The organism is Pseudomonas sp. LARHCG127 (genome assembly GCF_052871455.1).
The window spans coordinates 350,583-364,658 of sequence record NZ_JBIXJT010000005.1 but is presented as its reverse complement, the minus strand read 5'-3'; the positions used below and the strand labels follow the sequence as shown (position 1 = coordinate 364,658).

Here is a 14,076-nt window from a genome sequence, read left to right as displayed (position 1 = left end):
AAGTCCTGCACCGCACCGGCCAGCACCACGCCGGCGATCAGCCAGAGCGTGCCGGGCAGGTAGCCCATCTGCGCCGCCAGCACCGGCCCGACCAAAGGCCCCGCGCCGGCAATGGCCGCGAAGTGGTGGCCGAAAAGGATGTGTTTGTTGGTCGGGACGTAGTCCAGGCCATCGTTGTTGAGCACGGCGGGGGTGGCCCGGCGCGCATCGAGTTGCATCACGTTGTTGGCGATGAAGAGGCTGTAGTAGCGGTAGGCGACCAGGTAGATGGCCACGGCGGCGACGACGATCCAGAGGGCGTTGATGGGTTCGCCGCGGCGCAAGGCCACGACACTCAACGCACAGGCTCCCAGAACAGCCACGGCAAACCAGGCGAGGTGTTTAACCAGACGGGTTGTCATTGCGTGTCTCCTGCCGATATCCAGTGGATTGCGGCGATTGTTTTTATAGTGTGCCCCGGCTATTCGGAGCCGGCCCAATATCCCTGCAACGGGTCAATAAATAAATCCGTAGTACTACGTAGAACCCCAACTCCCTGTGGGAGCCAGCTCGCTCCACAGGTTTGTGCCGGGCAGGCTGGTTTGGCATATGATGCCGCCATTCGCCTCCCCGCCGAGCCCGGACAGGAGTACAGATGCTGCTCAAACACAAAATCGTCGCCCTCGGGATCTTGCCGCTGGTCCTGGCCATCGCGGTCATCTGCGCCCTGGTGATCTCGCTCAACCGCCAATTGGGCGATCAACAGGCGCAACTGATCGAAGACAGCATCCTGGCGAGCAAGCGCGCCGAGCTGAAGAACTATGTCGAGATGGCGCAGAGCCTGATCGCCCCGCTGTATGACGACGGCCAGGGCGACGCGCGCGCGCAACAGCAGGTCCTGGAAGAACTGCGCAAGCTCAGCTTCGGCATCAACGGTTACTTTTTCGTGTATGACCGCCAGGGTCGCAGCCTCATGCATGCCCGCCAGTCGGAATTGGTCGGGCAGTATCTTTGGGACATGAAGGACCCCAAGGGCCTGCCGGTGATCCAGGCGTTGATCAGGAGCGCCGAGTCAGGCGATGGTTTCCAGCGCTACGCCTGGAACAAGCCCTCCTCCGGCCAGGTGACCGACAAGTTGGCCTACGTCGTGAGGCTCGACAAATGGGGCTGGACGCTTGGCACGGGGATCTACCTGGAGGATGTCGAACGCGCTACCCAACAAGCCCGTGACGAAGTCGCCCATGGCATCCACACCACCATGCAAGCCATCGCGGCCATCGCATTGGTAGCGGTCCTGCTGGTATTCGCCGGAGGCATGACCCTGAACGTCAGCGAACATCGCCTGGCGGACAAGAAGCTGCAGCGGCTGAACCAGCGCATCGTCAGCCTGCAGGAAGAAGAACGCTCACGGGTTTCTCGCGAGCTGCATGACGGCATCAGCCAATTGCTGGTGTCGATCAAGTTCCAGTTCGAACTGGCCAGCCATGTGTTGGAGAACGGTCAGGAAAACGGCCTGGGCATCCTGAAGACCGCCACCGACCGGCTGGGCGACGCCATCGGCGAGATCCGTAGCATCTCCCACGACTTGCGCTCCTCCCTGCTCGACACCTTGGGCCTGCCCGCCGCCATCGGCCAACTCGCCAGCGAGTTCCAGCAGCGCAGCGGGCTGGAAGTGTCCTACCGCAGCAACGAATTCGATTGCCGATTGGAAAATGGCGCCCCCGTCTCGCTGTTTCGCATTGCCCAGGAGGCCCTGACCAATATCGAGCGCCATGCCGGGGCGAAAAGCGTCGGCATCAGCCTGTTCGGCTCCAGCCAGTCCCTGCGCCTGACGGTGGTCGATGACGGGATGGGGTTCAACGTCCCGCAAGTGGAACGCGGCCATGCCGGCATCGGCCTGCGGAACATCCGCGAACGGGTCGAGCATTTCGGCGGACGCCTGGAAGTGACGTCGGTGCCAGGCCGCAGCGAACTGGACATCCTGCTGCCCATGAACCTCTCGGTCACGCAAAGCTGATGCCCCCACTCCAACCAGAGTACTTGCCGATGACCCTGCCTCCCGTGATTCGCGTCGCGCTGGTCGATGACCATTCCTTGGTCCGCGACGGCATCAGGGCCCTGCTCTCGGTGATGCCGCAACTGGACGTGGTAGGCGAAGCCGAGAACGGCGCACAGGCGATCGAAATGGTCGGTCGCTGCCAACCGGACCTGCTGCTGATGGACATCGGTCTCAAGGACAAGAACGGCCTTGAGCTGACCCGATTACTGGGCAAGCAATACCCCAGCCTCAAGATCCTCATCCTCAGCATGTACGACAATTATGAGTACGTGAGCGAATCCGTACGCGCCGGCGCCAGCGGCTACGTGCTCAAGAACGCGCCATCGCGGGAAATCATCGCGGCCATCGAGGCCATCATCAGCGGCGGCACCTTCTACAGTGCCGAGATCGCCCAGCGACTCGCCACCGACCCGCACAGCGACAACGAGCTGACGCCACGGGAGAGCCAAGTGCTGGCGAAAATGGTCCAGGGCCTGAACAACAAGGAAATGGCCCGTGAACTGGACATCAGCGTACGTACCGTCGAAACCCATCGCCTGAGCATCCGCCGCAAGCTGAACATCGACAAACCCGCGGCCCTGGTGAAATACGCGATCGACCACGGGATCATTTCCCGCTAGAGGCCCCGCACAGCCCTTGTGGCGAGGGAGCTTGCTCCCGCTCGGTTGCGCAACGACCGTAAAATATTGGGGTCGCTGCGCAACCCAGCGGGAGCAAGCTCCCTCGCCACAGGTTATTCATTTCAATCGGCGTGGTAATAGCCCGGCAACTCAAGATCATTCAACAGGCTCGGGCCACTTGGCGTCCATCCCAGCAAGGCACGGGTGTATTCGCTGGACACCGCCATGTTCGCCGCCGCCATGTGGGCAAACCAACCGAAATGCTCGCGCTCCCGGGATTCGACCGGCAACCCCAGGCCACGACCGATCGCCTGGGCAATGGCCTTGAACGGCACGGCCTCGTCGGCGACGGCGTGGTAGACCGACTGCGTCACGCCCTGCTCCAGCGCAAGCCGATAGACCCGTGCGGCGTCCAGCCGGTGCACGCCCGACCATAAGTGACCGCCGTCTCCGAGATAGGCCGAGACGCCCGTCTCCCGGGCCAGGCGAATCAGGAGAGGCACGAATCCGTAGTCGCCGAGGCCATGGACCGAGGGTGCCAGGCGTACGGTCGCGCACCGCACACCACGCTCCATCAGCGCCCGGGCCGCCGTTTCGGATTTGCGCGGCGAAGCCGGGCTGGGCACCTCCAGTTCGCTCGCGCCTCGGGTCAAGCCCAGCAGGCCGGACGTCACCAGCAAAGGCCGCTCAGACCCTTGCAGCGCGCTGCCCAATACTTCGATGACATGGCGGTCCTGCTCAGCGTGCTCGGCAAACCGCGAGAAGTCATGATTGAACGCGGTGTGAATCACCGCATCCGCCGCCGAGGCGGCCTGGTGCAGGACGTCGAGGTCTTCCAACGTGCCGCGGACCACCTTCGCGCCGGTCGCGGCCAGCGCAGCGACCTTGTGCTCGGAACGGGCCAGGCCCGTGACCCGATAGCCGGCCCCCCTCAATTCCTGGACCACGGCAGACCCCACCCAGCCCGTGGCACCGGTAACGAATACATGCATGTTTCAAACTCCTGTTAAAACCTATCGAGGAACACCACTGACGGACTCAAACCGGCTGCCGGCCTTGGGCCCCCGGCAGCAACAGCACCAGCGCCACGACAACGGCCAGCATCACCGCCACGGCCCCGCCGAGGTAAACCGCGCCGATGCCCCAGGTACCCGCCAACGCCCCGGCCAGCGGACTGCTGAGCCCCAGGGAGATGTCGAGGAAAGCGACATAGGCGCCCATGGCGAGACTGCGGTTCTGCGGCGGCGCACGCTTCACCGCCTCCACCCCGAAGCCCGGGAAAGCCAGGGAATAGCCGAAGCCGGTGAACGCCGCCCCCAAGTAGGCGATTGCCGCCGTGTCTGCCCCCCAGATCAACAACAGCCCAACGGCTTCGATCACCACGCAAACCAGGGCGACACGGGCCCCGCCGATCTTGTCGGGCAGGTGGCCAAAGAGCAGGCGCGCACCGATGAAGGCCAGGCCGAAGGCGGTGAACGCCAGGGAGGCATCGCCCCAGGCCCTGGCCGCGAACAACAGCGCGATAAAGGCCGTGATGACCCCAAAACCAACGCTGCAAAACGCCAACCCCATGCCTGGCATCCACACGGCCCCCATCACCTTGTAGAACGGTGCCCGCCGGGTCGCTGTAGGGGCGACCGCCCGCACACCTGAAACAATCAGCAGCGCCAGCAGCGGGACGAACACCGTGGCGACGGCAATGCCCGTGAACCCCCAACCGCCATTCAGCGCCACGCCGAGCGGAGCGCCCAGGGCATAGGCGCCGTACATGGCGATGCCATTCCAGGCCATGACCTTGCCGGCATGCTGCGCGCCCACCAGTCCCATGCCCCACCCCAGCGCACCGGTGATAATGAGACTTTCCCCAAATGCCAGCAGCACACGTCCGCCCAACAGTAGCCAGACCGAGGTCACAGGCGTGGCAACGAACGCCAGGGAAAGCAGATAGACCAACCCGGAAACCGCCGCCGTCACCAGGCCAACCATGACCGCGCGCTTGCCACCGCGCATGTCGGCGAAATTGCCAGCCCAGGCTCGTGACAACAACGCCGCGGCGAACTGCGCGCCGACCACCAGGCCAATCACCAAGGTGCCCATGCCCAGGGTGTCATGCAGGTGAAGGGGCAAGACCGGCAATTGCATGCCCAGGGTGAGAAAACCGATGAAGACCGTTAGCGTGAGCGGCAACAGCTTGAGCACCGGATGGGCACCGAGGGATGCCTGAGGCACCGCAGAGGCAACGAGATGAATATTTTCTTGAGTCATAACCCTACCCACGGAAAGGATGCGATGTGACGTTGAACGCGGCCTGTGGATCCCACTAGAATGCGATCAATTCGTCGCATTCAAGATACGAATAATCCGTCGCATTTCCTATTCGCATTCCCTGTCGAGGTTCACGTCCGCATGTCCGAACGCCCAAGCCCGCAGATTTCCTCGCGCAAACAGCCGAAACAGGCACGCTCCACCGAGCTCGTCGCCGCCGTTCTGGAGGCGGCTGTTCAGGTTTTGGCGACCCAGGGTGCGGCACGTTTCACGGTGGCCCGTGTTGCCGAGCGAGCGGGCGTCAGTGTCGGCTCGGTGTATCAGTACTTTCCGAACAAAGCGGCGATCCTGTTCCGCCTGCAAAGCGATGAATGGCGGCAAACCAGCGACATGCTGCGCGAGATTCTTGAAGACAACCGCAAGCCGCCCTTCGAGCGACTGCGCACCCTGGTGCGGGCGTTCATCCAGTCCGAATGCGACGAGGCCCAGATACGCGTCGCCCTCAACGACGCCGCACCGCTCTACCGCGACGCCCCCGAGCACCAGGCCGCGCGGATGTCGGTGCAACAGTCGGTGGACGCTTTCATGCTGCAAGCCTTGCCAGACGCTCCTGCACAAACCCGGGCCCTGGCAGGAGACTTGGTCATCACCACGCTCGGCGCCGTGGGCAAGCGTTTTTCATCAGCGCCCCGCTCTCCCGTGGAGGTTGCCGTGTATAGCGACGCCATGGCCGATATGTTCTGCGCCTACCTGGAAAGCCTGCAGTGACAGCCTGCCGGCACTTTTACTACACTCCCCGATCTTGTTTCCCTCCGCTACGAGACGTCCAATCCCTATGAAAACCATAACAAGCTCGATGACGTTCTGTGGCCTGTTGGCGCTCTCCTGCGGCGCCCTGGCCGAGCCGGCTCCCTCGCTGCTGGATCAGGTCCAGCAGCGCGGCGAACTGAAGGTGTGCACCACCGGCGACTACAAGCCCTACACCTTTAAAACCCAAGCCGGCGAATACGAAGGCATCGACATCGACATGGCGCGCTCACTGGCCGCCAGCCTCGGCGTCAAGGTGCAATGGGTGCAGACCACCTGGAAAACCCTGATGCCGGATATGGTTGCAGGCCAATGCGACATCGGTATGGGCGGGATTTCGGTGACGCTGGAGCGCCAGAAAAAGGCCTATTTCAGTAGCACCCTGGACGTGGATGGCAAGATCCCGCTGGTGCGTTGCGAAGACAAGGAGCGTTACCAGACCATCGAGCAGATGAACCAGCCGTCGGTGCGTCTTGTCGAGCCGGCGGGTGGCACCAACGAAGCCTTTGTCCGGGCGTTCCTGCCCAACGGCCAGCTCAGCTTCCACGACAACGTGACCATCTTCCAGCAACTGCTGGACAAGAAAGCCGACGTGATGATCACCGACGCGTCCGAAGCGCTCTACCAGCAAAAACTCAAGCCCGGCCTGTGCGCCGTCAACCCGACTCGCTACCTGCAATATGGCGAGAAGGCCTACCTGCTGCCGCGGGATGACAACACCTGGAAAATGTACGTCGACCAGTGGCTGCACCTGAGCAAGGCCAATGGCAGCTACCAGAAAGTGATTGGCCAGTGGCTGGCCGTTCCGGCCGCCCAGTAACCGTCGCTAGAAAACTACAAAACCCTGTGGGAGCGAGCTTGCTCGCGATGGCGTCAGGTCAGCCACATTGATCTTGGCTGACACTCCGCTATCGCGAGCAGGCTCGCTCCCACAGGAAATCTGCGGCGTATGCGAGTCCTGACTCCACCCAAAACAACTGTGGGAGCCGAGCTTGCTCGCGATGGCGTCAGGTCAGCCACATTGATCTTGGCTGACACTCCGCTATCGCGAGCAGGCTCGCTCCCACAGGAAATCTGCGGCGTATGCAAATCCTGAGTCCACCCCAAAACAACTGTGGGAGCACTCCCACAGGGTTGGATCTGTTCAGGCCTGACGCTGGTGTCAGGCCCATTCACCTCATTGCGCCGCCCGCACCTTGGCGATTTGGTCGTACATTGCTTTCACCAGGTCGCCATCCAGGGATTTGGCGAACTTGTCGATCACCGGCTGCACGCGCTCACGCATGCGATCTTTCTCGGCTGGGCTGATTTCATTGACGGTCATCGCAGCGGCCAACGTCGCCTTGGCCTTGTCCATGCTCGCCGCCGTGACTTCACGCTGGAATGTCTGCGCCTCGGCCGCGGCCGCGCGAATCATTGCCTTTTCATCGTCGTTGAGGCGGTTCCAGGTCTTCTGGCTGATGATCAACGACTGCGGATTGAAGATGTGCCCGGTGACGGAAAGATACTTCTGCACCTCGTAGAACTTGTTGCCTTCAATCACCGTGAAAGGGTTTTCCTGACCGTCGATGGTGTGCTGCTCAAGGCCGGTGTAGACCTCGGGAAACGCCATCGGCACTGGGTTGGCGCCCAGGGCGGTAAAGGTTTCCAGATAGATTGGCGACTGGATCACACGCAGTTTCAAGCCTTGCATGTCTTCCAGCTTGGTCACCGGGTGCTTGCTGTTGGTCAGGTTGCGAAAACCCAGGTCCCAATACCCCAGCCCTACCAGCCCTTTGCTGTCCAGTTGCGCCGCCAGTTTCTGCCCGACCGGCCCATCGATGACCGCATGGGCTTCCTCGACGTTGTTGAACAGGAACGGGAAATCGAGCATGGCGTAATCCGGGGCCTGGGCGGCCAGGATGCCGGAGTTGAGCACGGTGATGTCCAGGGTGCCGCCCTGCAACGCCGACACCGTTTGCACGTCACCGCCCAGCGTACCGCCGGGGAACAGGCGGACCTTGATCTTGCCACCGCTCTTCTCGCTGAGCAGGTCGGCGAACTTCTGCGCGCCCTGGCCCTGGGGGTGTTCCTTGACGTTCTGGAAAGCGAATCGCAGGGTACGTTCGCGAATCTCATCCGCATGGCTGGCCACGCTGCCCAACAGCAAGCCCGTCGCGCACGCCCCGGCCAGCAGGGTTTTCATCAGTTTTCCCATGTCACTCTCCGATCGTTATTGTTTTTTAGGTCGAGCTAACAGCACCGGTGTCAGCCGGTGAAGAATTTCAACGGCCCCAGGACCAATTGCGGAAACAGGACCAACAGGAACAGCACCACAAACTGCGCAAGCATGAACGGCCACACCCCGCGAACGATCTCCTCGAAGTCCAGCTTCGCCACCCCGCAAACCACATTGAGCACCGTGCCTACGGGCGGCGTGATCAGGCCGATGGCGGTGTTGATCAGGAACAGCACGCCGAAATACACCGGGTCGATCCCCGCCTGGATGACGGCGGGCATCAGCACCGGGGTGAGAATGAGGATGGTCGGGGTCATGTCCATCACCGTCCCCACCAGGATGATCAGTACCATCATCACCAGCAGCAAAAGGGTCTGGTTGTCCATGAACGGCGCCAGCAGCTCTGCCAGTTGGCCCGGCAGGTCGGCGATGGTCACCAGCCACGACGAAACCATGGCCGCCGCCACCAGCAGCATCACCACCGAGGTGGTCTTGGCCGAGGACAGGATCACTTCGTACAACTGGCTGACTTTCATCTCCCGGTAGATCACCAGGGACACGAACAACGAATAGACCGCCGCGACCACCGCGGCTTCCGTAGGCGTGAAGATGCCGAACTTGAGGCCCAGGATGATGATCAAGGGCAGGCCCATCGCCCAACTGCCGTCGAGCAACGTGCGCAGCACTTCGGCACGGGAACGCTTGGGCGGTGTCTCGACGTTCTCGCTGCGGGAGATGAACCACCAGGCAACGGCCAGCGAAGCCCCCAGCATCAACCCCGGCACGATACCAGCCAGGAACAGCTTGGAAATCGAGACCCCGGACGCCACGCCAAAGACGATAAAGCCAATGCTCGGCGGAATGACCGGCGCAATGATGCTACCGGCGGCGATCAGGCCAGCCGAGCGTCCTCGATTGTGCCCGGCCAACACCATCATCGGCACCAGCAACGCCGCCAGTGCCGCCGCATCGGCCACGGCCGAACCGGACAGCGACGCCAGCAGGCAAGAGGCAATGATCGCCACGTAACCCAGACCGCCGCGTTTGTGCCCCACCAGCGCCATGGCGATATTGACGATGCGTTTGGACAGCCCGCCGACGTTCATGATTTCGCCGGCCAGCATGAAGAACGGCACGGCCATCAGCGGAAAACTGTCCGCTCCGTTGAGCAGGTTCTGGGCAATGATTTGCGCGTCGAACAGGTCCAGGTAAACCATCAACGCCACGCTGACCACCAGCAAGGCAAACGCGATGGGCATGCCCAGTGCCATGCTGCCGATCAGGGACCCGAGAAAAATAACCAGCGTCATGGGCGGATACTCTTGATGGGGCCAGGGGCGGCGGCGTTAGGGGTGATCAGCTCTGCGTCGCTGTCCTTGACCATCACCAATTCGTCATCCCCCAGCTTGCCGAACAGTGCCAGGTAGAGTTCGTAGAGCAGGATCGCTGCGGCACTGGCGCCGAACACCAGGCCGGCACCGTAGAACAGCGACATGGACAAGCCTGACGCCGGGGCGGCGACATTCAGGTTGATCACTGCCTGTTGCCAGCTGCCACTGAAAATCAGCCAGCAGATGTACAACATCAAAAGGTGACTGATGACCAGGCAGATACGCTTGCCTGCCGCCGGCAAGCGCTTGACCAGGCTGTCCATGCCCAGGTGGGCACGGTCCTTGAGCGCCACCAGGGCGCCGAGAAAAATCATCCAGACGAAGAACCAGCGCGACAGCTCCTCCGACACACTGATGCCCGAGTTGAAGGCATAGCGCAGCACCACATTGCCGAACACCAGCACGATCATCGCGACCATGCACACCACGATCAGCAGCTTCAGCAGCTTGAAATACAGATCCACGACTTTTGTCATCTTGAAGAACTCCGAGGCTTGTCGAGCGCCAACATCCCGCTGGCGCGATAAGACCGCAACAACGTGGGTCGCTAGCGAATCAAACCTGGAAGGCTGGACGGTGCACTTGAAAGATGGATCAAGGAGGCGGCGCGGGACGCTCGCAGACGGACTGCCATGGGGTGTTCCTCTATTTTTATTATGGTCTCGGTCACGTGGGACAAGACAGGTGCCGCTAAAATGTACCACCCGGTTAGTTTGGTCAATAACCCACGCAGGGATACACCGCAAAGCGTGCGATTATCGACCAGACAATTCGCGGTTTTTCAGCTCGTCGAGCACTCGGCAGCGCCTCGCCTCCCCATGCCTCAACAGGATTTGTATCGCTCTGTATAGGAAGCACGGCTTGATACGAAACGACAGATTTCGCCCCCGCCTCGCACACATCGTCGATACATCTGCGCGTTTAACTGTGATCACCGGACAGCAACACCTTCGCTGCCACGGATCTACTCAATCAAACGCAAGGAGAATCACCATGTTCAATTTCTCGAAACTGTCGTCCTTGGCAATCGCCCTGGCACTGGTTGGCGGTGTCGGCCTGGCGAACGCTGCCTCGGCAAAGAACGACCCGGCCCAGGCTGAGCATCAACTGGCCGAAGGCGGCTCCGATCGCCTGAGCCAGAATCGTGTGGCCGAGGGTGGCTCTGATCGTTTGAGCCAGAATCGTGTGGCCGAGGGTGGGGCTGATCGGTTGCAGGAGCTGCGTGAACGCAGCCCGGTGTGAAGGAAGCGCTTCTGTGGCGAGGGAGCTTGCTCCCGCTGGGCTGCGTAGCAGCCCCCCTGCCCACTCCCACTCGTTCAGGTGAGCTTTGCGACTGCTTCGCAGTCGAGCGGGAGCAAGCTCCCTCGCCACAAGAGCTCAAAAGCTCAAAAGCTGAGAAGCTGAGAAGCTGAGAAGCTGAGAAGCTGAGAAGCTGAGAAGCTGAGAAGCTGAGAAGCTGAGAAGCTGAGAAGCTCAAGCCTTACTGGCCCAAAACTCAAGCCTCAAGCCTCATGGCTTGATGTTCTTCAACTCACCGAGCAACGCGAGCAATTGCTGCATCTTCTCCTCGCCAAATTGCTCTTCGATCCGCCGGTAGTTGCTTTCCATGCCCTCGCTCATGGACACGAAACACTGCTGGCCACGCTCGGTCAGGCCCACGAAGACCCGACGCTGGTCCTGGCTGGATTTCTGTCGACGCACCAACCCGTCACGCTCCAGGCGACTGAGCACACCGGTCATGCTCGGCTTGAGAATGCAGGCCTGATGGGCGAGCTGGTGGCTTTCCAACTCACCTTGCTGATGGAGGATGCGGATCACTCGCCACTGCTGTTCCGTGAGGTCATGCTGGTTCAGCGCCGGACGAAAAAAAGCCATCGCCGCTTCGCGGGCTTGCAACAGGGTCAGGGTCAAAGAAGGTCTGGGGTTGGCCATGTTCGAACTGTGTGAATGGGCGAGTCGGCAGCTTAGTGTCGTCTCCAGGCTGTCGCAAGAAGCAAAGTCTCTCGGGAGCTTCTGTGGCGAGGGAGCGTGCTCCCGCTCGGCTCTGTAGGAGCTGGCGAAGCCTGCGATCTTTTGATCTTTCGCTTGAGATCCAAGTGTCTTGAGAAAGATCGCAGCCTCGCTCCGCTCGACAGCTCCTACAGGCCCAGCGGGAGCAATCTCTGGCCACGGGACTATCTACATAAAGTACGGCTGCGTTTTCAGCGCAACCCCGATTGCCGCTGGCGATACTCCCCCGGCGTGAGTTGGGCGTAACGCTGGAAAAAGCGGCTGAAATACGCCGGGTCCTTGAAACCCAACTGGTAGCAGATTTCATTGGCCGAGCTGCCGGTGAACAACAACAGGCGCTTGGCCTCCTGCATTAGCCGCTCCATGATCAGCCGCTTGGAGGGCAAATCGGCGATGCGTCGACACACGTCGTTGAGGCGCGCTTCGGTCACGCCGATGCCTTCGGCGTAGCGCGACAGCGGCCAATGCTGCAGGTAATGGGCCTCGATCAGCTCGTTGAAGCGGTGGAAGATCTTCAGGTCTTCATGCCGCGCGGGCCTGGCTTGCAGGGAATTGGAACACAGCCGCAGCAGGCTGATCATGATCAAACGCGTCAACCCATCCAGCGCCGCGCCGCGCCCCGGATGCCCCGCCACCACCTCCTCGCTCAGTTCCTCGAACAAGTATTCCAACCGCCGCACCTCCCCCGCATGCCCAGGCCCCAGTTGCGCCAAGGCCACGCAGGCGGCCGGCAGTTGCACGCCAGCCGGCGCCAGGCTCGGATCGGCGTCGATCAACTGCCACACCAGTTGCTGGCGCACCGTCAACACATGCCCGTCGCTGTCGGCCTCGGTCACGAAGGCATGGGGAATGGTCGGCGGGGTGAGGAAGAACATCGGGCCGGATTCAACGTATTGCTGGTCATCGAGGTAGACCCGCACGGTGCCGCTCTTGACGTAATGCACCTGGAAGAACCGGTCGTGGCGGTGCACCGGCATGTTGCGACCGAAAAAACCCGCCAGGTTGGCGAGCCGGTCGTAATGCACTTCGGCGTCGCTGTAGCGCTGGTCGTACACCTGACCAATGTTGATGTTCGGGATCGGCTGGCGGTCGGTCATCACGCAGTGCTCGTTTTTATTCTGATTCAGGTACCTGCCGCCCTCATCCTGCACCGAATCCGGCAAGGCAACCAGTGCCGGTCATTCTGTCACGCTTGACGATAGTTAACATCTTAATTATAACTGTTAACACATTAACAATAACCGCAGAGCCCACATCACTCTGCCATCGCCAGGAGACAAGCATGAGCCGTGCCCTGCATGACGTCGCGACCGGCACCCTGTTCGGGGTCGCGCTGAACTACCAGGGGCTGCTGAAACAGCGCCTCGCCGAGTTCGAGCAACCGCCCTACCAGAAGCCGCCGCTCAAGCCCGTGCTGTTCATCAAGACGCCCAATACCCGCAACCGGCACGACGCCGATGTGGTTCACCCAGGTGGCGGCGAAACGCTGCAACCAGGACCGGCCCTTGGCGTGGTGATGGGCAAATCGGCCAGCCGCGTCAGCGCCGCCGAGGCCATGGACTACGTGGCCGGCTACACCATCATCAATGAATTCAGTCTCCCGGAAGACAGTTATTACCGCCCCGCCGTCAAGGCCAAGTGCCGGGACGGCTTTTGCGCCATCGGTCCGGAACTGGTGCCGAGCGCCCAGGTGGCCGACCCCCACAGCCTGGCGATCACGCTGTACGTCAATGGCGAGGTGCGCCAGCAAAACAGCACGGCCAACTTCGTGCGCAACATTCCCCAATTGATTGCCGAGATCAGCGAGTTCATGACCCTGCATGCCGGCGATGTGCTGATCACCGGCACGCCTGAGGGACGGGTCGATGTGCTGCCCGGCGATCGTGTCGAAGTGGCCATCAGCGGCCTGGGTCGCCTGGTCAATACCGTCGTGGCCAAGGAAACAGGAGCAGGTTCATGAAACACGCGCGCATTCGTTTTGAAGGGCAGGATCACGCCGTCATCGTTGAAGCCCACAACGCCGTACGCCTGGCCGACGGTCGCCTGCTGGCCGAGGACCAGGTCCAATGGCTGCCACCGGCCACCGGCAGCATGTTCGCCCTGGGCCTGAACTACGCCGATCACGCCGCCGAACTGGCGTTCAAGCCGCCAACCGAACCCCTGGCATTCATCAAGTCGCCTGGCACCTACACCGGCCACAACCAGGCAACCTGGCGTCCCGACAATGTCGCCTACATGCATTACGAGTGCGAGCTGGTGGCGGTCATCGGCAAAGCCGCGCGCAACGTCAAGCGCGAGGATGCGCTGGACTACCTGGCCGGCTACACCGTGTGCAACGACTATGCGATCCGCGATTACCTGGAAAACTACTACCGCCCCAACCTGCGGGTGAAGAACCGTGACGCGACCACGCCCGTCGGCCCCTGGATCGTCGATGTGGCCGATGTGCCGGACCCGAGCAACCTGACGCTGCGCACCTGGATCAACGGCGAGCTGCGCCAGGAAGGCAGCACGAAGGACATGATTTTCGACATCCCCTACCTGATCGAATACCTGTCCAGCTTCATGACCCTGCAACCCGGCGACATGATCGCCACCGGCACGCCGGAAGGCCTGGCGGACGTGGTGCCCGGTGACGAAGTGGTGGTGGAAGTAGAAGGCGTCGGTCGCCTGGTCAATCGAATTGTCAGCGAAGCCGAGTTCTTCGCATCCCGTAAAGAGGCATGA

Annotated in this window: 15 protein-coding genes; 7 read left to right on the top strand and 8 right to left on the bottom strand. The window is 61.6% G+C overall.

What is annotated here, in order from left to right:
- The coding region (locus ACIPQ1_RS11765; protein ID WP_446534131.1) for a carbon starvation CstA family protein at positions 1 to 401 on the bottom strand (401 nt) is incomplete at its 3' end.
- A 233-nt stretch (positions 402 to 634) separates the two neighbouring features.
- Here ACIPQ1_RS11765 and ACIPQ1_RS11760 point away from each other — a divergent pair.
- On the top strand, positions 635 to 1,996 hold the full coding sequence (locus ACIPQ1_RS11760; RefSeq protein WP_411384579.1) for a cache domain-containing protein: 1,362 nt from the start codon (positions 635 to 637) through the stop codon (positions 1,994 to 1,996).
- 29 nt (positions 1,997 to 2,025) lie between these two features.
- Complete coding sequence (locus tag ACIPQ1_RS11755) at positions 2,026 to 2,658, top strand: response regulator (RefSeq protein WP_186730920.1); 633 nt, start codon at positions 2,026 to 2,028, stop codon at positions 2,656 to 2,658.
- 122 nt (positions 2,659 to 2,780) lie between these two features.
- Here the strand turns inward: ACIPQ1_RS11755 and ACIPQ1_RS11750 are convergent, their stop codons facing one another.
- Together ACIPQ1_RS11750 and ACIPQ1_RS11745 are read right to left on the bottom strand one after the other, a co-directional pair.
- Positions 2,781 to 3,650: an SDR family oxidoreductase gene (locus ACIPQ1_RS11750; RefSeq protein ID WP_411384578.1), complete on the bottom strand. Its 870-nt coding sequence runs from the start codon at positions 3,648 to 3,650 to the stop codon at positions 2,781 to 2,783.
- Between the two features lie 46 nt (positions 3,651 to 3,696).
- Positions 3,697 to 4,923: an arabinose transporter gene (locus tag ACIPQ1_RS11745; RefSeq protein WP_446534130.1), complete on the bottom strand. Its 1,227-nt coding sequence runs from the start codon at positions 4,921 to 4,923 to the stop codon at positions 3,697 to 3,699.
- A gap of 141 nt (positions 4,924 to 5,064) precedes the next feature.
- Between ACIPQ1_RS11745 and ACIPQ1_RS11740 the strand changes: the two genes are divergently transcribed.
- Positions 5,065 to 5,691: a TetR family transcriptional regulator gene (locus ACIPQ1_RS11740; RefSeq protein ID WP_250965684.1), complete on the top strand. Its 627-nt coding sequence runs from the start codon at positions 5,065 to 5,067 to the stop codon at positions 5,689 to 5,691.
- Positions 5,692 to 5,758: 67 nt separating this feature from the next.
- The gene (locus ACIPQ1_RS11735; protein WP_411384576.1) at positions 5,759 to 6,550 is read left to right on the top strand and encodes a transporter substrate-binding domain-containing protein; all 792 of its coding nucleotides are present in this window, start codon (positions 5,759 to 5,761) and stop codon (positions 6,548 to 6,550) included.
- Between the two features lie 357 nt (positions 6,551 to 6,907).
- Here ACIPQ1_RS11735 and ACIPQ1_RS11730 read toward each other — a convergent pair whose 3' ends face one another.
- Genes ACIPQ1_RS11730 through ACIPQ1_RS11720 form a run of 3 tightly spaced genes read right to left on the bottom strand, consistent with a single transcriptional unit; the run spans position 6,908 to position 9,815 of the window.
- Positions 6,908 to 7,927, bottom strand: a complete 1,020-nt coding sequence (locus ACIPQ1_RS11730; protein ID WP_411384575.1) for a TRAP transporter substrate-binding protein — start codon at positions 7,925 to 7,927, stop codon at positions 6,908 to 6,910.
- Positions 7,928 to 7,977: 50 nt separating this feature from the next.
- Positions 7,978 to 9,258, bottom strand: coding sequence for a TRAP transporter large permease subunit (locus ACIPQ1_RS11725; protein ID WP_250965687.1), 1,281 nt, complete (start codon positions 9,256 to 9,258; stop codon positions 7,978 to 7,980).
- A complete protein-coding gene (locus ACIPQ1_RS11720) occupies positions 9,255 to 9,815 on the bottom strand; it encodes a TRAP transporter small permease (protein WP_446534129.1) in 561 nt (186 codons plus the stop codon). Before ACIPQ1_RS11720 ends, ACIPQ1_RS11725 begins: the two co-directional genes overlap by 4 nt.
- Positions 9,816 to 10,332: 517 nt before the next feature.
- Here ACIPQ1_RS11720 and ACIPQ1_RS11715 point away from each other — a divergent pair.
- Entirely contained in the window at positions 10,333 to 10,581 is a 249-nt protein-coding gene (locus tag ACIPQ1_RS11715) for a phage infection protein (RefSeq protein WP_446534128.1), read from the top strand.
- A 267-nt stretch (positions 10,582 to 10,848) separates the two neighbouring features.
- On the opposite strand, the gene hpaR is transcribed toward ACIPQ1_RS11715, so the two are convergent.
- Complete coding sequence (gene hpaR / locus ACIPQ1_RS11710) at positions 10,849 to 11,271, bottom strand: homoprotocatechuate degradation operon regulator HpaR (RefSeq protein WP_186707419.1); 423 nt, start codon at positions 11,269 to 11,271, stop codon at positions 10,849 to 10,851.
- A gap of 269 nt (positions 11,272 to 11,540) precedes the next feature.
- A complete protein-coding gene (hpaA, locus tag ACIPQ1_RS11705) occupies positions 11,541 to 12,446 on the bottom strand; it encodes a 4-hydroxyphenylacetate catabolism regulatory protein HpaA (protein WP_446534127.1) in 906 nt (301 codons plus the stop codon).
- A 185-nt stretch (positions 12,447 to 12,631) separates the two neighbouring features.
- Between hpaA and ACIPQ1_RS11700 the strand changes: the two genes are divergently transcribed.
- Together ACIPQ1_RS11700 and ACIPQ1_RS11695 are read left to right on the top strand one after the other, a co-directional pair.
- Positions 12,632 to 13,309, top strand: coding sequence for a fumarylacetoacetate hydrolase family protein (locus ACIPQ1_RS11700; RefSeq protein ID WP_250965691.1), 678 nt, complete (start codon positions 12,632 to 12,634; stop codon positions 13,307 to 13,309).
- Positions 13,306 to 14,076, top strand: a complete 771-nt coding sequence (locus ACIPQ1_RS11695) for a fumarylacetoacetate hydrolase family protein (RefSeq protein ID WP_446534126.1) — start codon at positions 13,306 to 13,308, stop codon at positions 14,074 to 14,076. Before ACIPQ1_RS11700 ends, ACIPQ1_RS11695 begins: the two co-directional genes overlap by 4 nt.